The organism is Caldimonas brevitalea (genome assembly GCF_001017435.1).
Taxonomy (GTDB): Bacteria; Pseudomonadota; Gammaproteobacteria; order Burkholderiales; family Burkholderiaceae_C; genus Caldimonas; species Caldimonas brevitalea.
On record NZ_CP011371.1, the window covers coordinates 5,654,246 to 5,680,470 of the forward strand.

A 26,225-nucleotide genomic window follows, 5' to 3' on the forward strand; every position below is an offset into this window, starting at 1 on the left:
CGTTCGAGATCACCACGATAGCGCTCAGGGCAGCACCGGGACGTGCATCAGGCCCAGGGTTTCGTCGAGGCCGCACATCAGGTTCATGCACTGCACTGCCTGGCCGGACGCCCCCTTGGTGAGGTTGTCCTCGACCACCAGCACCATGGCGAGGTCGGGTTGCGGGCGGTGCACGGCGATGCGCACGAAGTTCGAAGCGCGCACGGAGCGGGTCTCGGGCGCCGAGCCGGGCGGCATCACGTCGATGAAGGGCTCGTCGCGGTAGAAGTCTTCGAACAGCTGCTGCAGGTCGACGCTGCGGCCGGCCGCGGTCAGGCGCGCATACAGCGTCGAGTGGATGCCACGAATGGTCGGCAGCAGGTGCGGGACGAACAAGCAGTTCACCTCGCCGGAGCCGGCCGGCACACCAGCCACCATGCGCAGCTGCTGGTTGATCTCGGGGCCGTGGCGGTGGCCTTTCACGCCATAGGCCTTGAAGTTGTCGCTCGATTCGGCCAACAGGGTGTGCACCTCGGCCTTGCGCCCGGCGCCCGACGCGCCGGAGGCGCAGTTGGCGATCAGCTGTGAGGCCTCGATCAGGCCACGGGTCTTGAGCAGCGGCGCGAAGCCGAGCTGCACGGTGGTCGGATAGCAGCCAGGATTGCCGACCACGCGAGCGCGCTTGATGGCTTCACGGTTCAGCTCCGGCAGGCCATAGACGGCTTCGCCGAGGATGTCCGGGCAGGTGTGCGGCATGCCGTACCACTGCTCGAATTCGGCGACGTCCTTGAGGCGGAAGTCGGCTGCCAGGTCGATGATCTTGACGCCGGCGTCGACGAGTTCACGCGCCTGCGACATCGCCACGCCATGGGGCGTCGCGAAAAACACCACGTCGCACTGCGTGAGCTTGGCGTCGTCGGGGGTCACGAAGGCCAGGTCGACACGGCGGCGCAGCGACGGGTACATCTCGGCGACCGGGGTGCCCGCTTCCTTGCGCGAGGTGATGGCCGTGATCTGCACCTGCGGGTGCTGGGACAGGATGCGCAACAACTCCACACCGGTGTAGCCCGTGCCACCGACGATACCGACCTTGAGCATGACAACCTCCGAACGACGGGCGGCGGCGTGCTTGCACCGCGGCCTCGGGCCACCTACCTGTAAGAGCCCGGATTGTAGAAGCACAAAGGCCGCCCGAAGGCGGCCTTTGTTGGGTAACAAAAAGGCAGAATCGAATCAGCGCTTGCTGAACTGCTTGCGGCGACGGGCGCCGTGCAGACCGACCTTCTTACGCTCGACTTCACGCGCGTCACGCGTGACGAAGCCGGCTTGGCTAAGCTGGGGCTTGAGGCCCGCGTCGTAGTCGATCAGCGCGCGGGTGATGCCGTGACGCACAGCGCCCGCCTGACCCGATTCGCCACCGCCATGGACGTTGACCTTGATATCGAAGGCCTCGACGTTGCTCGTCAGCGCCAGGGGCTGGCGGACGATCATGATCGAGGTCTGGCGACCGAAGTACTGGTCGACGGGCTTGCCGTTGACCGTGATCTGGCCGCTGCCCTTCTTGATGAAGACGCGGGCCACCGAAGATTTGCGGCGGCCGGTGCCGTAATTCCAATTGCCGATCATCGCCGCTCCTTAGATTTCCAGCGCCTTGGGCTGCTGTGCGGTGTGCGGGTGGGTGGCACCGGCATACACCTTCAGCTTCTTGATCATCGCGTAGCCCAGAGGACCCTTCGGGAGCATGCCTTTGACGGCCTTCTCCAGCGCGCGGCCGGGGTGCTTGGCCTGCATGTCCTTGAACTTGGTGCCATAGATGCCGCCCGGGAAGCCGGAGTGGCGGTAGTACACCTTTTGTTCGGCTTTATTGCCGGTGACACGGATCTTGTCGGCGTTCACGATGACGATGAAGTCACCGGTGTCGACGTGAGGCGTGTAGATGGCTTTGTGTTTGCCGCGCAAGCGGAGAGCGACTTCGCTGGCCACTCGTCCGAGCACCTTATCGGTGGCGTCAATCACAAACCACTCGTGCTTCACCTCGGCCGGCTTGGCGCTGAAGGTTTTCATGAGCTGTTCCAGAGTTGGTTTGTTCAACCCGTCTGGCCTGACGCCGGCGCGGTCGGTGCTGCTTCTGAGCCCTCTGGCACCCCCACATGTCATGCACATGTTCGGATGCACCAGACAGCATGCTGGCAGCCTCTTAGGCGCTCGGTAAGCCGGCCGTCGGGCCCACTGCGGGCCCGCCGCCTCGACCGACCCGCGATGCGGAGCCGGCCGTGAACGCTGCGCTTCCTGATTTCTCGGGCACCGCGCCAGCCCGGAGGGCCAGGCGCGTTGCAGCGTTCAGACGGATTTCCCCGGGGTTGAAGACGGGAAAGCCGAGCAGTATAGCCGCAACCAACCCCGTTGACCAGATCCGTTTGACCCGGCCCAAACACGTCGCGCGCCACGGCGGCCAGGGCCGTCGCGGCCTCGCACGTGAACGCGCCCTAACTCACTGTTGCTTTGTGCGCAATCGTGCCGCCCGGAGAGGGCACAACTGTCATATGATTCAGACCTAGGGAAAACCCTAGGCCAGGAGAACACCATGAACTACAGCGGCAATGCAGCACTGAGTGTCACGTCATTGGGAACGGAAGGCTACGAGCGTCCGGGCCAGGGCGAGCCCAAGGCACGGCCCTATTCATGGGTTCCCATCCGTTCGCTGGCTCCGCGACATCGGGGCCGTATTCTGACGCATCTGTTGTCGCTCTCGCCCGAGGATCGCTACCTGCGCTTCGGCTACACCGCGCGCGACGAACAGGTCGAGAAATACGTGCAGTCGCTCGACTTCGAGCGCGACGAGGTGTTCGGCGTGTTCAATCGCCGCCTGCAGTTGATCGCTGTGGCGCACCTGGCCTACGACGCGCCGCAGCAGATCGTCGGTCGCCCGGCGATGGTGGAGTTCGGTGTCTCGGTGTCGCCTTGCGCACGCGGGCGCGGCCTGGGGGCGCGGCTGTTCGACCGGGCCGTGATGCACGCCCGCAACCGCCGCATCGACACCCTCTATATACATGCGCTCAGCGAGAACACTGCGATGCTGAAGATCGCACGCAACGCTGGCGCGAAGGTGCAACGTGATGGCAGCGAGAGCGAGGCCTATCTGCAGTTGCCGCCCGACACGCTCGCCACCCATCTCGAACAGATGTTCGAGCACCAGGCGGCCGAAGTCGACTATCGGCTGAAGGTCAACGCACGGCGTTTCAACGCCCTGCTGGAGGGCTTTGCCGAGATCAAGGCCGGCATCGGGGCGCGCCGCCGCAGCTCGATCGAATAGCGCACTTAGTGGGCAGGGGCGGGTGGAGGCCCGGGCGCGACGTCCGCCCCATATCAGCGCCTGCCACACCCTTTCTGCACGCGGCCTCGCCGCCTGAGCAGCGGAACGGCCCGCACGTCGGCCTCCCCCGGAAATGGGCGGTGCCCCTCGGGTAACCCCGGTCCTATGATCCTGCATCGAGTCTGCGCCCAATGCAGAAGATGTGAGACAAATCAAGGCGGGCGCCCCGGGTGAGGCTATGCAAACCAACTTAATGATCGCCGCCCTGACCGGCGCGGCCGGCGCCACTGCCCTGTTATGGATGTGGCGGCTACTCGCACGCCGCCGTCAGGTGCAACTCCCCGACGAGTGGCATTTGATGCTGCGGCCGGTGTTCACCGCGGACGAGCGCCGCATGCACCGGCAACTGAAAGAGGCATTCCCGCAGCACATCGTGCTCGCGAAACTGCCGCTGACGCGCTTCACGCAACCCACTGAACCGAGCCGGGTCGCGTTCTGGCACGGCCTGATCGGCTCATTACACGTGACCTTCGCGCTGTGCCTGCCCAACGGCCGGGTGGTTGCCGCCATCGACGTCGAGGGCCGCCAGCCCCGATCCCGACGCGCCGCGGCCATCAAGACCGGCGTGCTCGATGCGTGCCGCGTTCGCTACCTGCGGCTGTTCTCGGACGAACTGCCCTCGCTGCAGGAAGTGCAACAACTGGTCGGGGCCGCCACCGCGGCGGTGGGCACCGAGCCGGTCCGTCCTGCGGGCTTCGACAAGGCGCGCGAGACGCTCGCCACCACGGTTCGCAAGCGCCGCGCCCAACGCACCGGCGCCGGCTGGCAAGACTCGAGCTTCTCGCAAGACTCCTTCTTCGCACCCGACAGCCGCCTCGACAATCTCGTGGAAAGCGGGTTCATGGACCTGTCCGCACAGTCCAGCGGCGCCCCGGCGGCAACCTCCGTCTCGCGCGCGGCCTCGGGCGCTGCGGCTGCCACGCCCCCTGCTGCCCCCACCACCGTTGGCACCCCGCCCGACGCAGCCCCGGCCATCGACGCCAACGGCAAGACCGGGCCCAGTGCAGCTGCGAGTTCTACTGTCGCGACCGGGCCTACGGCGGCTGCAGCCACCGCCGCACCCGCCACCGCTGCACCTGACGAAGGCCCGAGCGCGGCCAACGACGCCGGCGCGGTAGGCGACGACGCGGCAACGGCGACGGCAAGCAGCGCCCGCGACAACAACACAAACGAGGGTGTCACGGCGAGTCCGATGACACCACCCACGGCAGACCGAAGCGCCTGAGCGGAGCACAGGTAGGTAGGATGGCGCGATGCCCCCATCCGAATCCCTCGACGATACCTGTCTCCACCCCTACTCGGCCCTGACCCCCGACCTCGTGCTCGACGCCCTGGAGCACGCCGGCCTGCGCGGCGATGGTCGCCTGATGCAGCTGAACTCCTACGAGAACCGCGTCTTCCAGGTGTTCCTCGAAGACGGCAGGCCGGTCATCGCAAAGTTCTACCGACCCGACCGCTGGTCGGATGCCCAGATCGACGAAGAGCACGCGTTCGCGCGGCAGCTGGCCGACGCCGAGATCCCGGTGGTCGCGCCCATGGACCTGCCGTCACCCGAGGCCAGCACCAACCCCTGCCTCGGCCGCCATGCCGGCTTTCGTTTCGCCGTCTACCCGCGCCGCGGTGGCCGCGGGCCCGAACTGGACGACCCGGCCACGCTGCAGTGGCTGGGGCGGTTTCTCGGCCGCATCCATGCCGTCGGCGCGCAGCAGCCTTTCAGGCACCGGCCGGCGATCGATCTCGGAAGCTTCGGCTACGACACCCGTGACTGGCTGCTGCAGCACGACGCGGTGCCGCCCGACGTGCTGCCGGCTTGGCGCGACACGCTGGACCGCGCGCTGGACGCCGTGGCGCAGTCTTATGCCAAGGCCGGCGACGTGCGGCAACTGCGCTTGCATGGCGACTGCCATGTGGGCAACATCCTCTGGACCCCCGAAGGACCCCACTTCGTCGACCTGGACGACGCCCGCACCGGCCCAGCGATCCAAGACCTCTGGATGCTGTTGTCTGGCGACAACTCTTCGATGCGCGAGCAGCTCGAGAGTGTGTTGAAGGGTTACGAGGATTTCTCACATTTTGATCGGCGCGAGTTACACCTGATTGAGGCGTTGCGAACCTTGCGGCTTGTGCACCACAGTGCCTGGTTGGCACGTCGATGGGAAGATCCCGCATTCCCGCTGGCCTTCCCGTGGTTCGGTAGCTCCTCCTATTGGTCGGAGCAGGTGGTCCGGATGCGTGAGCAGTTGCAAGCAATGCAAGAACCCCCGTTGCAGGTGTAAAACCAAGGGCGAACGGCGTGCCCGCGAATTCCCCCGCGGGACCCTCAAGTAGGGGCTGAATCTTCTAGCAGCTCACCCTACTCTCCTGAGTGCCCCATGCGTTATCGCCCGTATTGGGCTTTTACCCCCCTCAGGAGGACTTAAAGAATGAAACGCAAACTGCTCGCGCTTGGTCTCGCGCTGGCTGCCGGTACTGCAAGCGCGCAGCTGGCCGTCGAAGGCTCGGAAATCTCTTTCTCGGGCTACAACGGCACGCCGACCAGCTTCACTGGCACGCTGAACAGCGGCTTCCTCAATGGCCTGGTCGACGCTGGCCTCGGTGGCAAGCTGACGGTCACCTTCCTCGGCAAGGACGATGCGTGGCACACCAACACGCTGTCCTTCGGCGACACGGTGATCAACAACTTCACGACCACCGTCGGTAGCAGCCTGTCGTTCGACGTCGGTGCTGGCAACCTGAACTTCTCGTACGCCGACACCGTGGACGGTGACACCATCGCCAACGGTGGCACGCCCTCGCGCTATGGCAGCTATGTTGTCGTCGACGCCTCCAAGCTCGACGCCAGCTCGCCCGCTTATGGCAAGTACGACTTCATCCTGGGCTTCAACGACGGCGCCCGCCACGATGCTGACTACGACGACCTGGTCGTCGGCATCAGCCTGGCTCCCGTTCCCGAGCCCGAGACCTATGCTCTGATGCTCGCGGGCCTGGGCGCCCTGGGCTTCATGGCTCGTCGCCGCCAGCGTCAGGAGTGAGCCAGCCGCAAGGCTAGCCACCCATGAAAAAGCCGCCCTCGGGCGGCTTTTTCTTTGGTCGTTGCCGTTGTGCTTGTGTCGTCGGCGGCGGATCTGCTCGGCCGACGGGCCGTTGGGCGGCCTTGCCCCGCCGTTCGTTCGAGGCCCTACCCCGGGCAGCGCCTGGGGCCGCTGCGGCGGTGCCCTGCTGGCACGCGCCGAAGCGGCAGGAGCAGGCTCAGGCCGTTAGCAAGGCGTTGACGCGGCGCACGTAGGCCGCCGGATCTTCAAGCTGGCCTCCCTCGGCCAGCAAGGCCTGGTCGAACAGGATGTGGGCCAGCTCGTCGAACCGTTCGCTGTCCTGCAGCCGCTGCACCAGCGCATGCTCGGCGTTGATCTCGAGCACCGGCTTGGTCTCGGGCGCCGACTGGCCGGCCTGCTTCAGCAAACGGGCCAGATGGCCGCTCATCTCACCTTCCTCGGTCACCAGGCAGGCCGGCGAATCGACCAGTCGCGTGGTCACCCGCACATCCTTGGCCTTGTCCTTCAGCGATTCCTTCAGGCGGTCGAGCAGCGGCTTGAACGCCGTGGCGGCTTCCTCGGCCTTTTTCTTTTCCTCTTCGTCCTGCAGCTTGCCCAGGTCGACGGCGCCCTTGGCGACGCTCTGCAGCGGTTTGCCGTCGAATTCGTAGAGGTAGTTCAGCATCCACTCGTCGACACGGTCGGTCAGCAGCAGCACCTCGAGGTCTTTCTTGCGGAAGATCTCCAGCTGCGGGCTGTTCTTGGCCGCCGCCAGCGTGTCGGCGGTGATGTAGTAGATCGCTTCCTGTCCTTCCTTCATCCGCCCCACGTAGTCGGCGAACGACACGCCCTCGTCGGCCCGGGTCGAGGCGAAGCGCAGCAGCTTGGCCAGGCGCTCGCGGTTGGCGTTGTCTTCGCCGACGCCCTCCTTGAGCACCGCACCGAACTCCTTCCAGAAGCTGGCGTACTTCTCCTGCTGGTTCTCGGCCAGGTCTTCCAGCATCGACAGCACGCGCTTGGTCGAGCCCTCACGGATCGCCTTGACGTCGCGGCTTTCCTGCAGCAACTCGCGCGAAACGTTGAGCGGCAGGTCGGCACTGTCGATCACGCCTTTGACGAACCGCAGGTAGACCGGCAGCAGCGCCTCCGCGTCGTCCATGATGAAGACACGCTTGACGTACAGCTTCATGCCGCCGCGCTTGTCGCGGTTCCACAGGTCGAACGGCGCTTTGGCGGGGATGTAGAGCAGCTGGGTGTACTCGCTGCGGCCTTCGACGCGGTTGTGCGTGTAGGCCAGCGGCGCCTGGCTGTCGTAGCTGATCTGCTTGTAGAACTCCTGGTACTGCTCTTCGGTGATGTCGCCCTTCGAGCGGGTCCACAGCGCGGCCGCCTGGTTGACGGTTTCCCACTCGTCTTGCTGGACGTACTCGCCCTTGTCCTTGTCCCACTCCTCCTTGCGCATCAGGATCGGCAGCGAGATGTGGTCGGAATACTTGCTGATGATGGACTTCAGCTTCCAGGTGCTGGCGTATTCGTCCTCGCCTTCGCGCAGGTGCAGGATCACGTCGGTGCCGCGCCGCTCGCGCGTGAGGGTCTCGACCTCGAAGTCGCCGGTGCCCTGGCTGCTCCAGCGCACGCCCTCTTCGGGCCGGGCGCCGGCGCGGCGCGACTCGACCGTGATGCGGTCGGCCACGATGAACCCGCTGTAGAAACCGACGCCGAACTGGCCGATCAGCTGGGCATCCTTTTGCTGGTCGCCCGACAGCTTGTCCATGAACTCGCGGGTGCCGCTCTTGGCGATCGTACCCAGGTTGGCGATCGCCTCTTCGCTCGACAAGCCGATGCCGTTGTCGCTGATCGTGATGGTGCGCGCGGCCTTGTCGAAGCTCACCCGCACTTCGAGGTTGGGCTGGTCTTCGTACAGCGAGTTCTGGTTCAGCGCCTCGAAGCGCAGCTTGTCGCAGGCGTCGGACGCGTTGGAGATCAACTCGCGCAGGAAGATCTCTTTGTTCGAATACAGCGAATGCGCGACGAGGTGCAGGAGTTGTTTGACTTCCGCTTGAAACGACAGGGTCTGTTTTTCCATGGCGTGCGTGTCCGTAGGTGTTTGTGACTGCGGCGCAAGAATAGGGGCGACCGGCCGGCTTTCAAGGGGTGCCAAGAAAAAACGCCGGCGGCGCCGGCGTTTTCGGGGGTCGCGATGCGCGTCAGCGCCCTCGCAGATGGGCTGGCGCTTCCAGCCGCCGGGCCAGCAGCGACAGCACCAGGGTCAGCACCAGATACATCGCCGAAATCGCCAGATAGGGCTCCCAGTAGCGGGAATAGGCCCCGGCGACGGTGCGGGCGGCCAGCGCCAGCTCGGCGAGGCCGATCGCCGACACCAGCGACGAATCTTTCACCAACGTCACCGCCTCGTTGACCAGCGGCGGCACCATGCGGCGCACCGCCTGCGGCAGGATCACGAAGCGCATGCTCTGCCCGTGCGTCAGCCCCAGGCTGTAGGCGGCCTGGGTCTGCCCGGTGTGGATCGACAAGATGCCGGCGCGGAAGATCTCGGAGATGTAGGCGCCGGCGTTCAGCGTCAACGCCAGCGCGCCCGAGAAGAACGCGCCATGCTCCTGCCGGAAGCTGATGGCCGCTTCACCGCTCAGCAGCAGACCGTGCTCGGGCTGGATCAGCGTGGGCATCAACGCGAAATGCACCAGCAGGATCTGCACGAACAGCGGCGTGCCGCGGAAGAAGGTGACATAGGCCAGCGTCAGCCATTGCAGCGGCTTGACCAGCGCCGCGCCCAGCACCGACTTGGGCGCCGGCGCGTTGCGCGAACTGCTGACCAGCCCGAGCAGCAGGCCGAGCGCCAGGCCCCCGGTGATCGCCACGATGGTGAGCTTGACGGTCATCCACAAGCCGGCGGTGAACAACGGCACGTAGCCGGACAGGATTTCCCAGCGCAGGTCCACGACGTGGCATCCCTCTCAGTTCAGCGCTTCAGTTCGACGCAGCGGCCGAGGCGGGTGCCGCCGCGGCGTCGCCCTTCTTGGCGCCGAAATACTTGGCGTAGATCTGGTCGTAGGTGCCGTCGGCCTTGATGTCGGCGAGGCCCTTGTTGAGCTTCTCCATCAGCTCGGTGTTGCCCTTGCGCACGGCCAGGCCGTACTGCTCGGGCGTGAAACCGGGGTCGCTGACAGTCTTGAACTTGGCGGTCGGGTTGTTGGCGACGTAGTTCTCGACCACACCGTTGTCGGCCACCACGGCGTCGACGCCGCCGGCTTCCAGCTCCTTCAGCGCCAGCGGCGTGGACTCGAAGCGCTTCACGTTGGGGCTGTTCTTGCCCAGCAGCTTGCTGGTCACTTCGTCACCGGTGGTGCCGGTCTGCACGCCGACCTTCAGCTTCTTCAGGTCGTCGAACTTGGCCACCTTGGAGTTGTCGCGCACCGCGATCAGCTGGCGGGCGTCGAAATACGGCTGCGAGAAGTCCATCGACTGCTTGCGCTCGTCGGTGATGGTGATGGCCGAGACCAGGAAGTCACGGTCGCCCTGCGTCAGCGTGTTGAAGATGCCTTCCCACGGCGTGTTGACGAACTTCACCTCGAACCCGGCCTTGGCCGCCACTGCCTTCACGACGTCGATGTCGAAGCCGACGATCTCGCCGGTCTCGTTCTGCGACTCGAACGGCGCATACGCCGCATCGGTCCCGACCACGTACACCTTGGCCGGCGCCGGCGCGGGTGCGGCAGCAGAAGCCTCGGTCCCCGGTGTCGGCGTCGGGGCGGGCGCCTCGGCTTGTTTGCCACAGGCCGACAGCAGCAGGCCGGCCAGCAGCATCGAGGCGCGCTGCCACAGCGGAGTCAAAGAGATGTTCAAGGTGTGCATGAAACCCTCATGAAGAATCGTTAAACCCACATTTTGACCGCAACGGACGCAAAGAAAGACCGCCGGTCGGGGCCGGCGGCAGGGCAAAACCGATGCCAGGCTGCGGCAAAACAACGGATTCTGCCGTGTCTCCGTGCGGCCGCAGCCCTGGTTTGCCCCCAGGAAAGGGGACAAACCGGCCGCTGTCAGGGCTCTACGAAGACCGCAACGGTGCGCGCGGGCACCGTGAAAGTGCCGCCCGCCGCGTTGAAGGCAGCCGTCTTCACGCGGGCGTCGCTGCCGCTGGCGAGCACCGGGTGCAGTTGCACCGTCTTGCCGGCGTAGCCGGGCACCGCATAGGTGTACGAGCCGCCGGCGGCGTTGACGAACACCAGCACGCTGCGGTACTTCGCGTCGCCGCAGGCGCCGCCGTCACCGCGGCGCCCGGCGATGCGCATCACGATCAACCCGTCCTTCTGCTCGGCCGCGTCGGGGAAGCTGACGCAGCCCTTGACCTCGGCGCCGGTGCGCAGGCGGAACAGCGTCGTGTCCTTGCGCACCCGCAGCAGGTCCTTCACCGCGTCGCGGGTGGCCGCGATCTGCGCCGTGGTGGGCTTGACGTTGGCGTTCGCCAGCAACGGCTGCATCAGCGCCCAGCCCTCCTCGTTCTTCTCGGCCGGCGGCAGCCCCATTTCCCCGAAGTAGTTGGTGCTGGCGGTCCAGTCGATGCGGTTGAACCAGTCGCCCGAGTTGTAGCTGTCGCGGTCGAACGACTTGGAGCGCAGCAGTTCGTCACCCGCATGCAGGAAGGGAACGCCCTGCCCCATCAACACCGCACCGAGCGCGACCACCTGGGCGCGCGCGCGTTCGGCCGCCGGCGTCGCCAGCGGGTGCTTGTACTGGCTGATGTCGAACAGCGTCTCGCCGTCGTGCACGCCGGCGTAGTTGATCACCTCCTGCGGGTCGTCGGTGTAGCCGGCCGGCTGGCCGCCGTAGTCGTACTCGGAGCCCGGCTTGCCGTTGAGCACATAGTCGCGGAGGTTGCCGGCCATGCCGAGGCGGATCAGCTGCTGCTGCGCCTGCAGCGCGGCACGCTGGGCGGCCGTGCAGCTGCCCTCGTTCAACTCGTTGTTGGCGTAGCACAGCCCGGTCGCATACCCCTGGTGTTTCATCATGTCGACGCCGACATCGAACGGGCCGCCGCCGCGCAGCGAATCTCGGATGCGGTCGCTGAACGATCCGATCCCGCTGCCGGCCAACTGCGCCTGGCGGGCCTGGACGAACAGCCGGTCGTTGACCACCTCACCGAAGTTCCAGGCTTCGCCGTAGTAGTACAGCGAACGACCGGCAGCGGCATCGGCCGCCGCCTTGGCCTTGAGCATCGAGCGCTTGGGGAGGTGCCCCATGATGTCGAAGCGGAACCCGTCGATCGCATAGTGCCGCGCCCACACCTGCAGCGTGTCGAGCATCAGCTTTTCCATCATCGCGAACTCGGGCGCGGTGTTGTCGCAGCAGGTGCTGCGCTCGATCACGCCGTCCGTGTTGAGCCGGTAGTAATAGCCCGGGACGATCTTGTCGAGGAAGTTGCCGCTGGTGTGGTTGTAGACCACGTCCATCACGACGCGCAGGCCGGCGTCGTGCAGCGACTTGACCATCTGGCGGAACTCGCGCACCCGCACGCGGCCGTCGGCGGCGTCGCTGGCATAGCTGCCCTCGGGCGCCGCATAGTGGCGCGGGTCATAACCCCAGTTGAAGCAGTCGGTCTCCTTGGTGGCCGTGACGGTCTTCTGCGGCGCCTCGCTCACCGGGCTGGTCGGCGTGGCGATCTGCGGCGTCGAGCAACCGTCTTCCTTCACCGTGTTGACGTCGAACACTGGCAGCAGGTGGACGTGCGTGAGACCGGCGCCCGCCAGCGCCTTCAAATGGGTCATGCCCTGTGAGCCGCTGGCAGCGAACGCCTTGTACTTGCCGCGATCGGCGGCCGGCACGCTCGGGTCGTTGACCGAGAAGTCGCGCATGTGCAGCTCGTACAGCACGCTGTCTTCCGGCGCGTCGAGCGGCGGCACGGCATGGCCGTCCCAGCCGGCAGGTTTCAGCTCGGGTGCCGCGAGGTCCGCCACCAGCGCCGCCTGCCCGTTGGTGTTCAGCGTCACCGCATACGGGTCGGTCACCTCATGGGTTACCACCGCGCCCTCGGTACGCGAATAGACCGTCACGGCGTAGGTGTAGTAGGCGTTGCCGGTCCAGGCCTTGTCGCCGGTGGCCTGCCAGACGCCGCTGGCCGGGTCCGGCTGCATCGCCAGCGTCGGCCCGCCCTGGACCTTGAGCGTCACCTCCCACGCGGTGGGCGCCCACAGTCGGAAGGTCGGCGCGCCATCGCCGGCGAAGCTGACGCCCAGCACCTGTGGCGCCGCCGTGGCGGCGTAAACGTCGTCGAGCACACCCTGGATCTGCACCTGGGTCGCACCCACCACCTTGCCGTCCTGTTCGCGCGTCAGCACCAGCTGGCCTTTCAGCAGCGACGGGACTTGGCTGTGCACACCTGCCGGGAGGGCGAATGCCGGCGCATCGGCCAGATGGCCAAAGCGCGTGCGCAAGGCCTCGGACAGGCTGGCCGGGGCCAGCTCGATGCTGCCGTCCGCTCCGCTGACACCCTGCGCCGACACCTGCATGCCGCCCGCGGCCGCATGATGGAGCCGGAAGCTGCCGGATAGCGCCGCCCCGGGCCACACCAGCGTGCCGCGCGCCAGCCACAAAGCCTTCGCGGTGCCGAGGCTCAGACCGCTGGCGGCATTGGCGTCGGCGTAGACCGCGCAATCGCCCTGCTTGAGCCAGACCTGCTGGCCGCGGGTGGCGATGTCTTGCGCGAACGCGACCGAGCGGTCGCAATCGCCGTCCTTGTCGGCGCCGCCGGCACCGTTCGGCTTGTTCAGCAGGAACTCGATCTTGCCGGCCGCGATGTCGAGCGGCACGTCCACGTAACGCCCGTAGTCGTTCGTGGTGGCGAACAGGTGGCGCGGCTCGCCGGGCCAGCCTTCGGACTTCTGCTTCACGCCGGTCCAGGCGTACACACCCCAGCCGCTGTAGTCGCCGTCCTGGCGCTGATAGTGGATGCGCAGCGTGGCGGCGGCCGGTGCCACGACGACGGGCGCGCCGTCGCCGCCGCCCGGCGAACCAGGGCCCGCCGGGCTGCCGCCCGCCTCATCGTCCTCGCTGCTGCTGCCACCACCGCAGGCGGTCAGCCATACGCTCGCCAGACAGGCGAACACCGACAAGGTCCGGCGCCAGCCCGACCTGTAGGAAGCTTGCATCTTTGTCTCCAAGGCCCGGCACGACGATATGTAGTTGTATTACGTGCAAGAGAGCGAGAAGCTGTCGAGACGCCGGGTGCACGCGATTCTGGTGAGAGGTATGAGCGGGGTCAAGCTGGCGCAGAAGCCCCTGGATGTAGTCGATGTAGTACGACTACTTCACGACCTCGTAAAACTCGATCGGCAGCCCGTCCGGGTCGGCGCAGAAGAAGAAGCGCCGCCCGGTGTACTCGTCGACCCGCACTTCCTCGCAGGCCACACGATGCGCCTCCAGCCGCACCCGGCAGGCTTCGACATTGGGCGTCGCAAAGGCGAGATGCCGCAGGCCCTGGGCTTCGGGCCGGCTGGGCCGCGGCGGTGCGCCGGGAAAGGTGAACAGCTCCAGCTGCATCCCGCCCGGCCCCTGCAGGTCGACCTTCCAGGAGTCGCGCGCCGGCCGGTGGTGCTCGGCCACCACCCGGAAGCCGAGCACCTCGACATAGAAGTGCTTGGACCTCTCGAGGTCGGCGCCGATCAGCGCCACATGGTGGATGCCGAGCAGCTGCATCACGTCACACCACCAGTTCGCCGCTCCAGCGCAAACACTGTTGGCGCACCACCTCGGCCAGCAGGTGTTCCTGGGCCTGGGTCTGGCGCGCCCAGGTGGCGTCGTTGCCGAAACGCTGCAGCTCGCTGCGCAGGTAGCGCATCGCCGTATCGGCGTTCAGGTCGATAGCGTGCTGTTCGATCTCGCCCATGGTGAACAGGATGTCCTCGCGCAAGGTGCGGTGCTCGCCGGTCTTGGGGTCGACGAAGGTGCCGTCGGGCCCGAAGCGGCAGGCCTGGAACCGATTGAAGGTATAGACCAGGTAATCGTCCTCGGCCAGCTCGAACGGCTTCTGCTTGCTCAGCCAGCTCGCCACACACTGAATGTAGGCCGCCAGCGCTGCCGCCTTCTCGATCGTCAGCGGCGTGTCGAGCACCCGCACTTCGATGGTCCCGAACTCGGGCTTGGGGCGGATGTCCCAATAGAAGTCCTTCATGCTCTTGACCACGCCGGTGCGCGTCATCTTGGCGAAGAAGGTGCCGAAGTCGTCCCAGGTGGTCACGAAGGGCGCACGCCCCGACAGCGGAAAGGCGAACACCGAGTTCAAACGGGCCGAATGAAAGCCCGTGTCGGTGCCCTGCACATAGGGCGACGACGCCGACATCGCGATGAAGTGCGGAATGAAGCGCGACATGCCATGCAGCAGCACCAGCGCGTCGTCGGCGCTGGGGCAGCCGACGTGCACGTGCTGGCCGAAGATGGTGAACTGCTTCGACAGATAGCCGTACAGCTCCGACAGCATGTGAAAGCGCGGCGTGTTGAAGATGCGCCGCTCGCTCCAGTCCTGGAACGGATGGGTGCCGCCGCCGCACAGGCCGACGTTGAGCTTGCGGGCGCAATCGACCAGCGCGCCGCGGATCTCGGTCAGCTGGCTGAGGGCGTCGGCGTGGCTGTGGCACACGCCGGTCGACAGCTCGATCATGCTGTCCGTCATCTCGGGCTTCACGTCGCCCGGGATCTTGCGCTTGTTCATCAGCCGCAGCAGGTCGACCGCGCTGGGCGACAGGTCGTAGTCGTGCGTGTTCACGATGCCCAGCTCGAGTTCCACCCCGAGCGTCAGCGGCTTCGAAGCGGCAAAGGCTTCCAAGGTCATGTGTGTCGTCTCCGTCTCAAACCCGGCGGGCGGCGATTTCGTGCGCACTGCGCAGCGCGGCGAGCACCGCCAGCGCGCCCAGCAGTTCCATCACGGCGATCGAGCTCAGCGCGATGGGCGACAGCTGCGCCGCGAAGCCTGCGTGCGAGCCCTGCAAATCGGAATACATCACCAAGGCGGTGGCCGACAGCGGTGTCAAGGCCAGGCTGACGCCGATGCTCTGGCGCAGCGACTGCCCGCTGAACCAGCCGAGCGTCAGCACCGCGGCCGACTTGGCGGCGGCGCGGGCGGCCATCGCGGCCAGCGCGATCATGCCGCCGGTGGCCAGCGCCGAGAACGACCACGAGGTGCCGACGATCACGAACAGCATCAGCACCAGCACGCCCCCGGCCGTGCCGAAGTGGCGCGGCCAGACCCACGGACGTTCGGTCGAGTTGCGCAGCCACAGCCCGGCCATCAGCGGCATCATCAGCGTCGACAGGCCGAACGCCTTGGTCAGCGCCAGTGCCAGCGTCACCAGCCCCAGCAGCAGCAGCACCGAGTTTTCGTTGCGCAGGTCGAGCCGGCGGGCGACACGGGCGACCGCGATGCCGAGCAGGCCGGCGATGAAGAAGGAGCCGACGAACACATACAGCGGGTGGACGATCGCCTGCACCGGGTTCTGCCCCGTGTCCAGGTCGAGCCAGGCCTGCAACAGCCGGCTGGCGAAGACGCCGTACAGCGTGTTGAGCGCCGCCATCATCGTGACGCGCTCGGTCACCTGACCTTCAGCGCCGAATTCGGACGCCACGCGGGCGATCACCGCCGGGGAGGCCGGCACCGCCAGCACCGCGACGGCGGCCGAAGACGACATGTCGAGCCCCAGGTAGCGCATCACCAGGTAGACCACCACGAAGGTCAGGATGGCCTCGGCGAGGCTGGTGACGAGCAGAAAAGGATTGGTCCGCAGCCAGCGCAGCTGCACGCGTGCGCCCAACTCGAACAGCAGCAGCGCCAGCGCCAGGTCGACCACCAGCCGCACGGTGCCGGAGATGTCGCCGCTCGCGACACCATAGCCGGCCGCACCGACGAACATGCCGACCAGCGAGTAGCCGACGATCCGCGGCAGGCCCAGCCGGCGGAACACGACTTCACCGATCAGCGCGCCGGCAATCAGCACCAGCGACGTGCCGACCAGCGCGTCAGGACCAGCCCAGGAAAAGGCAGCACCGAGAAAGGACAGGGCTTGGTTCAGCTCGTCCACCATGTCGTTCACCTCCGTGTATAGGCTCAGCTCGGCCCCGCGGGCGCGGCGCCTTGTTGTGTGTATCGGAGACCACGGGCCGTTGGTCTTTCTGCAGGGCCGCCGGGGCGTTCCCGCACGGCTCGCCGGCGCCGGGCACCAGGCCCGGATCGGACAGCGATCCCTCCCTTGGCAATCCGGATGCCTTGCGCTGCAGCGGCGCCGCACCCTCGGGTCCACCTGCCAGCGGCGACGACCGGCCCATCCATCCGATGGCCCGCCAGCAGGCGCTCGCCTCTCCGAGGACCGGCGGCCTGCTGCCCGGTCGCCGCGGCATTCTGCCCTATCCGGGGGCCCTCCCCGCAGGCATGCAAACGTCGGCGCCGCCACCGCGGAGGCAAAAAAAAGCCCCCGCAACGCGGGGGCAATGCTTCTTGGCCGCTGCGCAACGCTCGATCGCCCCGAGCGCTACGTGGCGAGGCCATCCTAGCCTGAAACATTTGTATTGATCTATTAACCGCACCGCCGGGTCGGGATGCAAAAGCCCCTGCTGTCCAGTGCCCTAAGCCCCAAGGCGCGCTGGTGCTAGGTAGACGTACCGCCCCTGTGGTTTTCACCCCCGCAACTCGGTGGCGCGCGTCTCAGGCGGCAGGGGAGCGGGCACAATCGCTTCCTCACATCAGGGAAGGAATGCGCCTATGAGCGACAGAATGAGCCGCAACGAGTGGATCGAGCGCTGTGCCGCACGAATGCTCGCCCAGCAGGTGGCAATGCAGAGCCACGAAGCCTTGGACCTGGCCTTGCAGGTGTGGTCCGAGGTGCAAGGCGGGGTAGATCCCGAGCAAGCCGCCGACCGACAGTTGGCTCCGCGTGCCGCCGAGGCCTTCGCACCGGCCTGACGGCACGGACCAGCGCCTTACAACCGACACAAAGCAACACCCCTGCTGTCACGCGATTGACTTGCACCATCCGGCACGGCCGGAGGTCTCGTCTGCAAGCCCTCTTGCCGTACCGGCGAGCGCCTGCGCCGTGTGACGGCCCCCTGGCCACGTGACGACGCCGTGCGTCACGCCGGTGCCAGGGCCTCTCACCTCTGCCACCACCGTCTGAGCCCGCCCCGACCCGGGCAGCCACGCGACGCCGCTGTGCGACGCGCCCGTTTCACAGCCCTGCCATGCGGGGTGGCATCCTCGAACTTCGCAACTGCCAAGCCGCCCCGCCCAGCACCAGCGCTGCGACCGCGGCGGCGAGCCAGGCCTGTGCCAGTCGCTGCACCACCGCGTTGGCGCGCGGAGCAGGCATCACGGGCCGCAGCCGGATGCCGCGTGGCTCGGGAGCTGCCACCACAGGCGCGGGCGGCGAGACGTCCCTCCGAACACGGGGCACCGCCTCGGCCTCTCGTGCCGCGGCGGCCGCCGGCCTCGCAGGCGTTTGCAGCGCGGTCGCGGTCCATCGCTGCACCTCGACCGAGGCGTCCGGCCGCGGCGCCTGTCCCGACAGCGTCTGCAACAGTGCGGCCAACGTACGCCGTACCGTCGGATCGGGACGCCAGTACCCCTGGCGTTCGGCCTGCGCCAGCCGCTCCAGCGCCTGCGCATAGGCTTGCGGGTGGGCCCGCAGCCACTCGGGCACGCCGAGCCCGTGGCGGTCACGCACCAGGACGTCGTAAAACCCCTGCCAGTGGTCGTCGCGCACGCTGCCCGCATCGACCTGCTGCCAGCCCCAGGCGAACTGCACCGCCTTCACCACCTGCAAGCTGCCGGCATAACCTTCGGCGCGCTGGGCCGCCAGCCAGCCGGGGTGCAGGTAGCGGCTCTGCATCTCTAGCGCGATGCCGCGCGCTGCGCTCTGCGTGTGCGGCTCGCCGCTGTCCTCGATCTGGTTCACGTACAGCGCCAGGCCCTCGCGACGGCCGGCGCTGCGCGCGGCGGCGGCCAGGCCCCCGAGGTACTGGAACGGGTCGTCCGAGGTCAGCATGCCGTAGAGGTGGGAACTGCGCGACAGCAGCGCCGCATCAGTGCGACGCAGGTGGGCCGCCAACACGTCCGGACGGGCCACCGGGTCCGCCCCCGCCTCGCCCACCGGGTTGCCGTCGAGAAACGGCTGGCTCATCCGCTGTAGGAACAACCCGCCCAGGCGCGCGTCCTGGCGGGCCACACCGTCGGACTGCACCGCCTCGGCGATGCCGGTGCCGTAGTCGCCCGGCGTGTTGCCGAACACGCGCACCCGGCCCAGCCGTTCGGCCGCGTCAGCGGCGACGCCGTTGCGGGCCAGCTCGCGCGCCACCGCCCGGCTGGCCTCGGCCACCACACCCTCGGGCTCGGCCGTGCTGACCGCCGCCACCGCCTTGTCGACCAAGGCCATCAAGGCCGGGAACTGGTCGCGGTAGGAGCCGCTGATCGACAGCAGCACGTCCACCCGCGGGCGCTTCAACTCGGCCTGCGGAATCACCCGCAGCCCCGTGGGTCGGCCGCTGTGGTCCCACACGGGTTCGACGCCGAGGGCGGCGAGGGCCTGGGCCTCCTGCACGCCTTGGTGGCGCAAGGTCTCGCCGGCCCACAGCGACAGTGCGATGCGTTGCGGCACCACATCGCCGTGCTCGCGTCGCCAGGCCGCCAACCAGTCGTCGAACAAGCGCTGCGCCGTCTGCCAGGCATGGCGGGTGGGCAAGCGGCTCGGGTCCAGCCCGGTCAGGTTGCGGCCGGTGGGCAGGCTGTCGGGGTTGCGGATCGGGTCGCCGCCGTAGGCGGCCGGCAGAAAGCGCCCTTCCAGCGCGCGCAGCAGCCCCGGCAGCTCGTTTTCGGTCGCGAGCAGCCGTTCGAGGGCCTGGGCGCGCAGCGCGAGGTCGCGCAAGGCTGCTGTGTCGATCGGCCGGCGCGCGGCGCGGTTGGGCACCGGGCCCTGCGGTTCGGGCGGGCGCAGGTCGAGCTGAGCGGCGGCCTCCGCGTCTTGCAGGGCGACGTCGAGCCAGCGCGCGGGCCGTGAGTCGGCGACACCGCGGTGGTCGATCAGAAACGCCTCGTCGATGTCCTCGCCCAGCGCCTCGATCAACGGCTGGCGCAGCGCCTGCAAGATCGTCGTGCGGCGCGCAGACGGCTCGGGCACCCGGCCGAACACCGCCAGCCCCTGCGGCTGCGACGACTGCGCCAGCCGGTCCAGCCAGGGATGCAGCTGCTCGATGAAGCCGGCGAAGTCGTGGCCGATGCGCTCGGCGCTCCAGCCCAGGTCGCGGTGCAGCTGCTGCTCGACGAACTGGGCCAGCAGCGCGGCTTCGAGGGCGGCCTTGGTGGGGCCGTCGCCGGCCGTCTCCCACTCGTGCATCAGCTCGTGCAGGTGCGCCATGCGGGCGTTGAAGCCGGCCGGGGCGAACGAGGGCGTGCGGTGGCTGACCAGCGTGGCCCGGCCGCGACGCTTGGCGGTCAGCGCTTCGCCGAGGTTGTCGACGATGTAGGGGTAGACGACCGGCACATCGGCCAGCGGCAACAACGCATCGTCGTGCACGTCCAGGCCGCGCAGCTTGCCATCGGCCCACTCCTGCGTGCCGTGGGTGCCGAAGTGCACCAGGGCATGCGATTGGCGCGCCCACAGGTAGACGGCCAGGTAGTGGTGCGACAGGGCCACCCGGTTGCGGTGCGAGAACGGCTGCTGGCGGTACTTCAGCGTCTCCTCGCGCGGCGGCTGCGGCATCACGGTCAGGTGCCCGATCTGCAGGCGCGGGATCACGAACACTGGCTGCCCGCCCTGCTGCACCACATAGCGGCTGCGCTCGGGCGGGCCCCATTGCGCTTCGATGCGCTCGCGCACGCGCGGCGGCAGCCGGTCGAACCAGGCGCGGTAGTCGGCCAGCGGCAGCGCGGCGGCGGCATCCTGCGCCAGCAAGGCATGCAGGTCTGCACCCTCGTAGTAGGCCGCCAGCAAAGGTTTGAGTCGCTCGATCCAGACGGCCTCCGGCACCGCCTGCGTGCGATACCCGGCCTGCGCCAAGGCGCCGCTCACCACTTCCAGGCTGCGCGGCACGTTGAGGAAGGAGGCGCCGAAGTTGGTGGCGCCGGCCGGGTAGTTGTAGACCATCGCAACCAGCCGCTTGTCGGCATTGGGCGTGTCGCGCAGCGCCAGCCAGCGGGCCGCCTTGGCCACCACCGCGCGCGCCTGGGGCTCGATCAGCGACAGCCCCTCGCGCGGGTGGCCTTGCGCCGCGACCAGCAGCGGGTCAACGGCGCCGGCGGCCTCGGGCTGTGCCAGGTAGAACGGCACGTCGGTGGTGGCGAGCCCGCCGCTGTCGGCCTGCCAGGCGGCGATCGACCCGCTGCGGTAAGGCAGCGTCGCGAGCACCGGCACGTCCCAGCGCTGGAACAGCGGTTGCAGCGCGGCGCCGGGGGTCAGCAACTGGTGCGTCACCACCACACGCGCATGCAGCCGCCCGTCGACCTCCAGCAAAGCGCTCAAAGCCGGCGCGTCGAGCGACTGGCTGTAGGCCGCATAGGGCGCGAAGCCGGCTGCTTCGAACCACTGCAGCCAGCGGTCCAGCCAGCCGGTGCTGCCGTCGACGAAATGGTGCCGGTGCACCAGCAGCACGACCGGCGCGCCGCGTGCCCTGCCCTCGCCGGCCTGCCAGCGGGCCAGTGCGCCGGCATCCGAAAACAGCCCCGGCGCACGCGGGTGGTACAGCGCCCGTGCTGGCAAGGGTTGCGGCGGCGGCAACACCGGCAACGCCCCGCCCTGCAAGGCGGCCTTTGCCAGCGTGAAGGCGTGTGCCGACTGGCGGGCGCCACCGGCTCGCAAATAGGCCGCGATACGCCCGGCCGGCGTGTCGCCGTCGGCCGTGTCGGTGTACAGCAGGCGGTCGGGGCGCCGCGCCTCGAAGCGTGCCACCTGCTCGGGCCCCAGCAGCGCCTCGAGGCGCGCCCGCACCGTCGCATGCGGCACGTCGACCCACACCCACTCGGCCTCGTCGAGGCCCGCCTGCAGCGCCTGCCGGGCGGCCCGGTCGTCACCCGGGCGCAGGCCGAACTCGACATGCCGCCACTCGAAGCCCGCGTCGGCCGCGGCGCTGGCCAGCAAGGCGCTGCGGGTGGTCGGCGTCACGTCGCTCGTCACCCACAGCAGCAGCGGTCGCGCCAACAGGGCCGGGGCGACGCACAGCAGCAGCGCCGTCAGCAGCAGCAGCGCGCAAGCGCGCCGCCAGGCGCTCAAGGGGTGGACCCGGCAGGCGACGACGAGGCCGCCGGCTCGGGTACGTAGATGACACTGCCATCGTCGAGCTTGTAGGCCACGCCCGCGCGCACGCCATTGCCCGCGCCGGCCGTGCCATCACCGCGCAAGCGCACCTCGCGGCCGTTCTCGCGCGTGACGATCTCCATGTCGGGCCGGCCGGCGTTGCGGATCACCGTGACGGTCGAGCCGGCCTCACGCTCGGCGCGCAAGGTCAGGGCCACCAGCAGGGCCGCGACGACGATCAGGAACACGTCGACCAGGTTGACGGCCGACAGCATCGGGTCGTCGTCCTCGTCGGCGAGCGGATGCAGGCTGTGGCGTCGCATCGTCGCCCCCTCACTGCGCCAGGCCGCGGGCCAGCCGCACCGCGTGCAACTCGCTCAACAGCCAGCGGCGGCGCAGCGAATGCACCGCCAACGCGATGGCGGCGGCGGCCAGCGCCAGCACCACGCCCGAGAAGGCATTGCCGAAGCCGAGCAAGGTGCTGCCGCCGTCGCCCGAGGCCACGCCGGCGAGCGCCGGCCCGAGTGGGATCATCGTGGCGATCAGCCCCAGCAAGGGGGCCATGCGGGCCAGCAGCCGCATCGGCTCCAACTGCCGCATCGCGGCCAGCTCGAGCGCATCGAGCGAGACTTCGTCGCCTTGCGGCAAACAGCGCCAGCGCGGGTCGCGCCAGCGTTGCCACGCTTCGGCCAGCGTGCGGCCGAGTGCCCACAACGCCGCCGCGAAGCACGCCAGCACCCCCAGCGAGACCGGCCACAACAGCCATTGCGCCACTTGCGCCATGCCGGCTTCGAGCATCATCGCCACGCTCCGGTGAGATGGGACGGCAACCGGCAGGCAAGGCAGGCCCAGGCGGTCGGCAGCAGGCCGGCCTGGCAGCAGGAAGGTCGTTCGGACATGGCGGAACTCGTGATGGCAACCCGCCCGGCCGCTTCCCCGCAGCCCAGGCGCATGCAGCCACGCAGCAGCATCAGTCGCAGCGCGTGGCCCCCTGTTGGCCGGTCTCCGGGCTGGCGGACATGTGCCCGAGTCCTTCCCGGGCCACGCTCGGCCCAGTGGACGTCGTACAGGCACCGAGCGCGAGACCCTGAGGGTCGACCCGCTCGTCCGCATACCGTTGCGGGGGCAGCTCGGCTTGGAGGCTGCGCAGCATCGCGCGGCGCCCTGCCGATTCCCGTTTCACGGTGCCGGCAGAGCCGCCGGCACGCGCACCAACGACCGCGAATGTACCGCAGCCGCCCGGTCCGGCCGAGTGCCGACGGCCATGACAACCTGGCCCTCACCCCGTTACAGTGCGTGCGAGGCACCGGTGCCCCCAGGGCCAGGCGGCTCGCAGGGGCTCGCACCGGGGTGCCGAGCACGAAGGTTATCCAATGAGCGATCCCAAGATCGAGTTCTATCCCTACCCGGCCGGCGGCTGGGGCGCGCTGCGCAGTGCCGCGCGCCAGCTGGTGCAGCACCGCATCGCCGCCAAGGGCACGCGCACGCTGTTGTCGGCCAACCAGCCCGACGGCTTCGACTGCCCCGGCTGCGCCTGGCCCGACCGCCAGCACACCTCGACCTTCGAGTTTTGCGAAAACGGCGTCAAAGCCGTCGCCGCAGAGGCCACGTCGCGCCGCGCGACGCCCGAACTGATCGGGCAGCACCGCGTCGCCGAACTGGCCGCCTGGTCCGACCACGACCTCGAAGCGCTGGGCCGCCTGACCGAGCCGATGGCCTATGACGCCGCCACCGACCGCTACCACGCGGTCAGCTGGGACAGCGCCTTCGAGCGTATCGCCGCGCACCTGCGGGCGCTGCCGCACCCCGACCAGGCGATCTTCTACACCTCGGGGCGCACCAGCAACGAGGCGGCCTTCCTGTACCAGCTGTTGGTGCGCGAGTACGGCACCAACAACTTCCCCGACTGCTCCAACATGTGTCACGAGCCGAGCGGCACCGGCTTGAAGCAAAGCATCGGCGTCGGCAAGGGCAGCGTCACGCTGGCCGACTTCGAACAGGCCGATGCGATCCTGATCTTTGGCCAGAACCCCGGCACCAACCACCCCCGCATGCTCGGCGAGCTGCGCGCCGCGTCGCGCCGGGGCGCCCGCATCTTGAGCTTCAACCCGCTGCGTGAACGCGGGCTGGAGCGCTTCGCCGACCCGCAGAACGCCCTCGAGATGGCCACGCTCGGCTCAACGCCGATCAGCAGCGACTACTTCCAGCTGCGCATCGGCGGTGACCTCGCGGCCGTCAAGGGCCTGTGCAAGGCGCTGTTCGAACTCGACGACGCCGCGCGCGCCGCAGGGCGGCCCCGGTTGCTCGACGTCGACTTCATCGCCGAGCACACCCACGGCCTCGATGCCTTCGAAGCCGACGTGCGGGCCGAGTCGTGGGACGCACTGACCGAAGCCTCGGGCCTGAGCCTCGACCAACTGCGCGCCGCCGCGCTCACGTACGCACGGGCCGCGCGGGTCATCGCCTGCTGGGGCATGGGCATCACGCAGCACCGCCATGCGGTGGCGACGGTGCAGATGATCACCAATCTGTTGCTGCTGCGCGGCAACCTGGGCCGACCCGGCGCCGGCGTCTGCCCGGTGCGCGGCCACAGCAACGTGCAGGGCGACCGCACCATGGGCATCCACGAGAAGCCGTCGGCGCAGTTCCTCGACCGGTTGGGCGCCGTGTTCGGCTTCGAGCCGCCCCGCGCGCCCGGCCACGACACGATTGCGGCCATCGAGGCCATGCAGCGAGGCGACGCGCGCGTGTTTTTCGCGCTGGGCGGCAATTTCGCTGTGGCGACACCCGACACCACCCTCACCCAGGCCGCGCTGCGCCGCTGCGACCTGACGGTGCATGTGTCGACCAAGCTCAACCGCAGCCACCTGGTGCACGGCCGGGAAGCGCTGGTGCTGCCCTGCCTCGGCCGCACCGAACTCGACCTGCAGAACGGCACGCCGCAAGCCATCACGGTCGAAGACTCGATGAGCATGGTGCACCTGTCGAGCGGGCGCAATCCGCCGGCGTCGCCGCACCTGCTGTCCGAGCCGATGATCGTGGCCCGCCTGGCCAGCGCCGTGCTGCCACACAGCAAGACGCCGTGGCGCTGGCTGGTGGAAGACTACGACCGCATCCGCGACAAGATCGCCGAGGTCTTCGACGACTTCGCCGACTTCAACCGCCGGGTGCGCACGCCCGGCGGCTTCCGGCTGCGCAACACCGCGTCGGAGCGGGTCTGGCTGACCGGCTCGGGCAAGGCGCACTTCATGGCCCATGCCCTGCCGCGGCAGACCACGCCGGCTGAGGCCGCTGGCCAGCGCGTCTTCACGCTCGCCACCGTGCGGGCGCACGACCAGTACAACACCACGGTCTATGGCCTGGACGACCGCTACCGCGGCGTCTTCGGCCACCGGCGTGTCGTGTTCATCCACCGCGACGACCTGCAGGCACTGGGCCTGGCGCCCGGCGAATGGGTCGACCTGACCAGCGTGTTCGGCGATGGTGTCGAGCGGCGCGCCGAGCGTTTCCTGCTGGTCGAGTACGACATCCCGCGCGGCTGTTTGGCCAGCTACTACCCCGAAACCAACACGCTGGTGCCGCTGGCGAGCCACGCCGAAGGCGCGCGCACGCCGGCGTCCAAGTCGATCCCGGTGGTGCTGACCCGGCATGTCGGCCAGGCCGAACCGGGAGCGCCGGCGTCTTGAAGCCCGACGACATGCCCGAGACGCCCGACGCCTTGTGCACGGTGCCGGTGGTCCGCAGCCAGCGCGGCGACCGCTGCGCGGCCAGCGATACGGTGCTGGCGGAAGTGCCGGTCGCGCTGTCGTTCAACGGCGTCGCCCATGCGGTGATGATGGCGACCCCGACCGACCTCGAGGCCTTCGCGCTCGGCTTCGCGCTGTCCGAAGGTGTGATCGAAACGCCGGCGCAGTGTTATGGCATCGACGTCCAGGCGCACCCGCGCGGTGTCGACGTGCAGCTGCAGGTCGCCACCCGCGCCTTCGAGCGCCTGAAGCACCAGCGCCGCACGATGGAAGGCCGCAGCGGTTGTGGTGTGTGTGGTGTGGAAAGCCTGGCCGCACTCGACCTCGATCCCACCCCGGTGCCCGCCGAGCGCCGGCTCGATGGGCTGCAGGCCGAGCAGGTGCTGCAGGCCTTTGCGCAACTCGCCGAACGCCAACCGCTGAACGCCGCCACCGGCGCCTGCCATGCTGCCGGCTGGTCGCTTCCCGACGGCAGCCTGGTCGACGTGCTCGAAGACGTGGGCCGCCACAACGCCCTCGACAAATTGATCGGCCGGCTGGCGCACGGCCCGGCGCTGCAGAGGCCCGGCTTCGTCATCGTCAGCAGCCGCGCCAGCTACGAGCTGGTGCGCAAATGCGCGCGGTTGGGTCTGCCGGCGCTGGCGGCGATCTCGGCGCCGACCTCGCTGGCGGTCGACCTGGCAACGCGCTGCGGTCTGCGCCTGTTCGGTTTCTGTCGGGACGAGGGCGCGGTGGAGTACACCGGCACCGCCGCTGCCCTGCGTTAACCGGCCGGCGGCCCCGGCGTCGACGTGGGTGCCATGGCAACATACGC

The 26,225-nt window shown here is 68.5% G+C and carries 20 protein-coding genes and 1 riboswitch; of the genes, 7 read left to right on the forward strand and 13 right to left on the reverse strand.

Annotation, left to right across the window (positions count from 1 at the left end; all coding sequences use genetic code 11):
• Positions 1-24 precede the first annotated feature (24 nt).
• From argC to rplM, 3 genes are all read right to left on the reverse strand, one after another.
• Entirely contained in the window at positions 25-1,077 is a 1,053-nt protein-coding gene (gene argC, locus AAW51_RS24010) for an N-acetyl-gamma-glutamyl-phosphate reductase (protein ID WP_047196642.1), read from the reverse strand.
• 135 nt (positions 1,078-1,212) lie between these two features.
• Positions 1,213-1,605: a 30S ribosomal protein S9 gene (gene rpsI, locus AAW51_RS24015; protein WP_047196643.1), complete on the reverse strand. Its 393-nt coding sequence runs from the start codon at positions 1,603-1,605 to the stop codon at positions 1,213-1,215.
• A 9-nt stretch (positions 1,606-1,614) separates the two neighbouring features.
• Positions 1,615-2,043 carry a 50S ribosomal protein L13 gene (gene rplM / locus AAW51_RS24020; protein WP_047196644.1) on the reverse strand — a complete coding sequence of 143 codons (429 nt, stop codon included), beginning with the start codon at positions 2,041-2,043 and terminating at the stop codon, positions 1,615-1,617.
• Positions 2,044-2,563: 520 nt separating this feature from the next.
• On the opposite strand from rplM, the gene AAW51_RS24025 reads away from it, so the two are divergent.
• From AAW51_RS24025 to AAW51_RS24040, 4 genes are all read left to right on the forward strand, one after another.
• Complete coding sequence (locus tag AAW51_RS24025; RefSeq protein ID WP_047196645.1) at positions 2,564-3,292, forward strand: GNAT family N-acetyltransferase; 729 nt, start codon at positions 2,564-2,566, stop codon at positions 3,290-3,292.
• A gap of 238 nt (positions 3,293-3,530) precedes the next feature.
• Positions 3,531-4,577, forward strand: a complete 1,047-nt coding sequence (locus AAW51_RS28530; protein WP_083438546.1) for a DUF2726 domain-containing protein — start codon at positions 3,531-3,533, stop codon at positions 4,575-4,577.
• A 28-nt stretch (positions 4,578-4,605) separates the two neighbouring features.
• Positions 4,606-5,628 carry a serine/threonine protein kinase gene (locus AAW51_RS24035; RefSeq protein ID WP_047196646.1) on the forward strand — a complete coding sequence of 341 codons (1,023 nt, stop codon included), beginning with the start codon at positions 4,606-4,608 and terminating at the stop codon, positions 5,626-5,628.
• Positions 5,629-5,775: 147 nt separating this feature from the next.
• Positions 5,776-6,384, forward strand: coding sequence for a PEP-CTERM sorting domain-containing protein (locus AAW51_RS24040; protein WP_047196647.1), 609 nt, complete (start codon positions 5,776-5,778; stop codon positions 6,382-6,384).
• 217 nt (positions 6,385-6,601) lie between these two features.
• On the opposite strand, the gene htpG is transcribed toward AAW51_RS24040, so the two are convergent.
• The 7 genes from htpG to AAW51_RS24075 all read right to left on the reverse strand — a co-directional run bounded on the left by htpG (position 6,602) and on the right by AAW51_RS24075 (position 16,472).
• On the reverse strand, positions 6,602-8,470 hold the full coding sequence (htpG, locus tag AAW51_RS24045; protein ID WP_047196648.1) for a molecular chaperone HtpG: 1,869 nt from the start codon (positions 8,468-8,470) through the stop codon (positions 6,602-6,604).
• Between the two features lie 121 nt (positions 8,471-8,591).
• Complete coding sequence (locus AAW51_RS24050; protein ID WP_047196649.1) at positions 8,592-9,344, reverse strand: amino acid ABC transporter permease; 753 nt, start codon at positions 9,342-9,344, stop codon at positions 8,592-8,594.
• A 28-nt stretch (positions 9,345-9,372) separates the two neighbouring features.
• Entirely contained in the window at positions 9,373-10,257 is an 885-nt protein-coding gene (locus tag AAW51_RS24055) for a basic amino acid ABC transporter substrate-binding protein (protein WP_047196650.1), read from the reverse strand.
• Between the two features lie 185 nt (positions 10,258-10,442).
• On the reverse strand, positions 10,443-13,547 hold the full coding sequence (pulA, locus tag AAW51_RS24060; RefSeq protein ID WP_047196651.1) for a pullulanase-type alpha-1,6-glucosidase: 3,105 nt from the start codon (positions 13,545-13,547) through the stop codon (positions 10,443-10,445).
• A 154-nt stretch (positions 13,548-13,701) separates the two neighbouring features.
• On the reverse strand, positions 13,702-14,094 hold the full coding sequence (gene gloA2, locus AAW51_RS24065) for an SMU1112c/YaeR family gloxylase I-like metalloprotein (RefSeq protein WP_047198239.1): 393 nt from the start codon (positions 14,092-14,094) through the stop codon (positions 13,702-13,704).
• Between the two features lie 4 nt (positions 14,095-14,098).
• Positions 14,099-15,226, reverse strand: a complete 1,128-nt coding sequence (locus tag AAW51_RS24070) for a YbdK family carboxylate-amine ligase (RefSeq protein ID WP_047196652.1) — start codon at positions 15,224-15,226, stop codon at positions 14,099-14,101.
• Between the two features lie 16 nt (positions 15,227-15,242).
• The gene (locus tag AAW51_RS24075; protein ID WP_053014055.1) at positions 15,243-16,472 is read right to left on the reverse strand and encodes a cation:proton antiporter; all 1,230 of its coding nucleotides are present in this window, start codon (positions 16,470-16,472) and stop codon (positions 15,243-15,245) included.
• Between the two features lie 674 nt (positions 16,473-17,146).
• Here AAW51_RS24075 and AAW51_RS24080 point away from each other — a divergent pair.
• Positions 17,147-17,347 carry a hypothetical protein gene (locus AAW51_RS24080; RefSeq protein ID WP_157360018.1) on the forward strand — a complete coding sequence of 67 codons (201 nt, stop codon included), beginning with the start codon at positions 17,147-17,149 and terminating at the stop codon, positions 17,345-17,347.
• A 262-nt stretch (positions 17,348-17,609) separates the two neighbouring features.
• Here the strand turns inward: AAW51_RS24080 and cobN are convergent, their stop codons facing one another.
• From cobN to AAW51_RS24095, 3 genes are read right to left on the reverse strand one after another with little or no spacing between them, the layout of a single operon-like run.
• A complete protein-coding gene (gene cobN, locus AAW51_RS24085) occupies positions 17,610-21,641 on the reverse strand; it encodes a cobaltochelatase subunit CobN (RefSeq protein ID WP_053013876.1) in 4,032 nt (1,343 codons plus the stop codon).
• Positions 21,638-21,988, reverse strand: a complete 351-nt coding sequence (locus AAW51_RS24090; RefSeq protein WP_047196654.1) for a DUF2149 domain-containing protein — start codon at positions 21,986-21,988, stop codon at positions 21,638-21,640. The genes cobN and AAW51_RS24090 overlap by 4 nt, the downstream gene beginning before the upstream one ends.
• 10 nt (positions 21,989-21,998) lie before the next feature.
• Entirely contained in the window at positions 21,999-22,466 is a 468-nt protein-coding gene (locus AAW51_RS24095) for a hypothetical protein (protein ID WP_047196655.1), read from the reverse strand.
• Between the two features lie 178 nt (positions 22,467-22,644).
• A riboswitch (cobalamin riboswitch) is annotated at positions 22,645-22,896 on the reverse strand.
• A gap of 142 nt (positions 22,897-23,038) precedes the next feature.
• On the opposite strand from AAW51_RS24095, the gene AAW51_RS24105 reads away from it, so the two are divergent.
• Both AAW51_RS24105 and fdhD read left to right on the forward strand, forming a co-directional pair.
• Positions 23,039-25,351, forward strand: coding sequence for an FdhF/YdeP family oxidoreductase (locus AAW51_RS24105; RefSeq protein ID WP_047196657.1), 2,313 nt, complete (start codon positions 23,039-23,041; stop codon positions 25,349-25,351).
• Positions 25,348-26,178: a formate dehydrogenase accessory sulfurtransferase FdhD gene (gene fdhD / locus AAW51_RS24110; protein WP_047196658.1), complete on the forward strand. Its 831-nt coding sequence runs from the start codon at positions 25,348-25,350 to the stop codon at positions 26,176-26,178. Before AAW51_RS24105 ends, fdhD begins: the two co-directional genes overlap by 4 nt.
• Positions 26,179-26,225 lie beyond the last annotated feature (47 nt).

What these genes read in the sequence shown, in the direction of transcription:
- argC (WP_047196642.1), bottom strand. Translation starts at nt 1,077, where the DNA reads ATGCTCAAGGTCGGTATCGTCGGTGGCACGGGCTACACCGGTGTGGAG.
- rpsI (WP_047196643.1), bottom strand. Translation starts at nt 1,605, where the DNA reads ATGATCGGCAATTGGAATTACGGCACCGGCCGCCGCAAATCTTCGGTG.
- rplM (WP_047196644.1), bottom strand. Translation starts at nt 2,043, where the DNA reads ATGAAAACCTTCAGCGCCAAGCCGGCCGAGGTGAAGCACGAGTGGTTT.
- AAW51_RS24025 (WP_047196645.1), top strand. Translation starts at nt 2,564, where the DNA reads ATGAACTACAGCGGCAATGCAGCACTGAGTGTCACGTCATTGGGAACG.
- AAW51_RS28530 (WP_083438546.1), top strand. Translation starts at nt 3,531, where the DNA reads ATGCAAACCAACTTAATGATCGCCGCCCTGACCGGCGCGGCCGGCGCC.
- AAW51_RS24035 (WP_047196646.1), top strand. Translation starts at nt 4,606, where the DNA reads ATGCCCCCATCCGAATCCCTCGACGATACCTGTCTCCACCCCTACTCG.
- AAW51_RS24040 (WP_047196647.1), top strand. Translation starts at nt 5,776, where the DNA reads ATGAAACGCAAACTGCTCGCGCTTGGTCTCGCGCTGGCTGCCGGTACT.
- htpG (WP_047196648.1), bottom strand. Translation starts at nt 8,470, where the DNA reads ATGGAAAAACAGACCCTGTCGTTTCAAGCGGAAGTCAAACAACTCCTG.
- AAW51_RS24055 (WP_047196650.1), bottom strand. Translation starts at nt 10,257, where the DNA reads ATGCACACCTTGAACATCTCTTTGACTCCGCTGTGGCAGCGCGCCTCG.
- pulA (WP_047196651.1), bottom strand. Translation starts at nt 13,547, where the DNA reads ATGCAAGCTTCCTACAGGTCGGGCTGGCGCCGGACCTTGTCGGTGTTC.
- gloA2 (WP_047198239.1), bottom strand. Translation starts at nt 14,094, where the DNA reads ATGCAGCTGCTCGGCATCCACCATGTGGCGCTGATCGGCGCCGACCTC.
- AAW51_RS24070 (WP_047196652.1), bottom strand. Translation starts at nt 15,226, where the DNA reads ATGACCTTGGAAGCCTTTGCCGCTTCGAAGCCGCTGACGCTCGGGGTG.
- AAW51_RS24075 (WP_053014055.1), bottom strand. Translation starts at nt 16,472, where the DNA reads ATGGTGGACGAGCTGAACCAAGCCCTGTCCTTTCTCGGTGCTGCCTTT.
- AAW51_RS24080 (WP_157360018.1), top strand. Translation starts at nt 17,147, where the DNA reads ATGAGCGACAGAATGAGCCGCAACGAGTGGATCGAGCGCTGTGCCGCA.
- AAW51_RS24090 (WP_047196654.1), bottom strand. Translation starts at nt 21,988, where the DNA reads ATGCGACGCCACAGCCTGCATCCGCTCGCCGACGAGGACGACGACCCG.
- AAW51_RS24095 (WP_047196655.1), bottom strand. Translation starts at nt 22,466, where the DNA reads ATGATGCTCGAAGCCGGCATGGCGCAAGTGGCGCAATGGCTGTTGTGG.
- AAW51_RS24105 (WP_047196657.1), top strand. Translation starts at nt 23,039, where the DNA reads ATGAGCGATCCCAAGATCGAGTTCTATCCCTACCCGGCCGGCGGCTGG.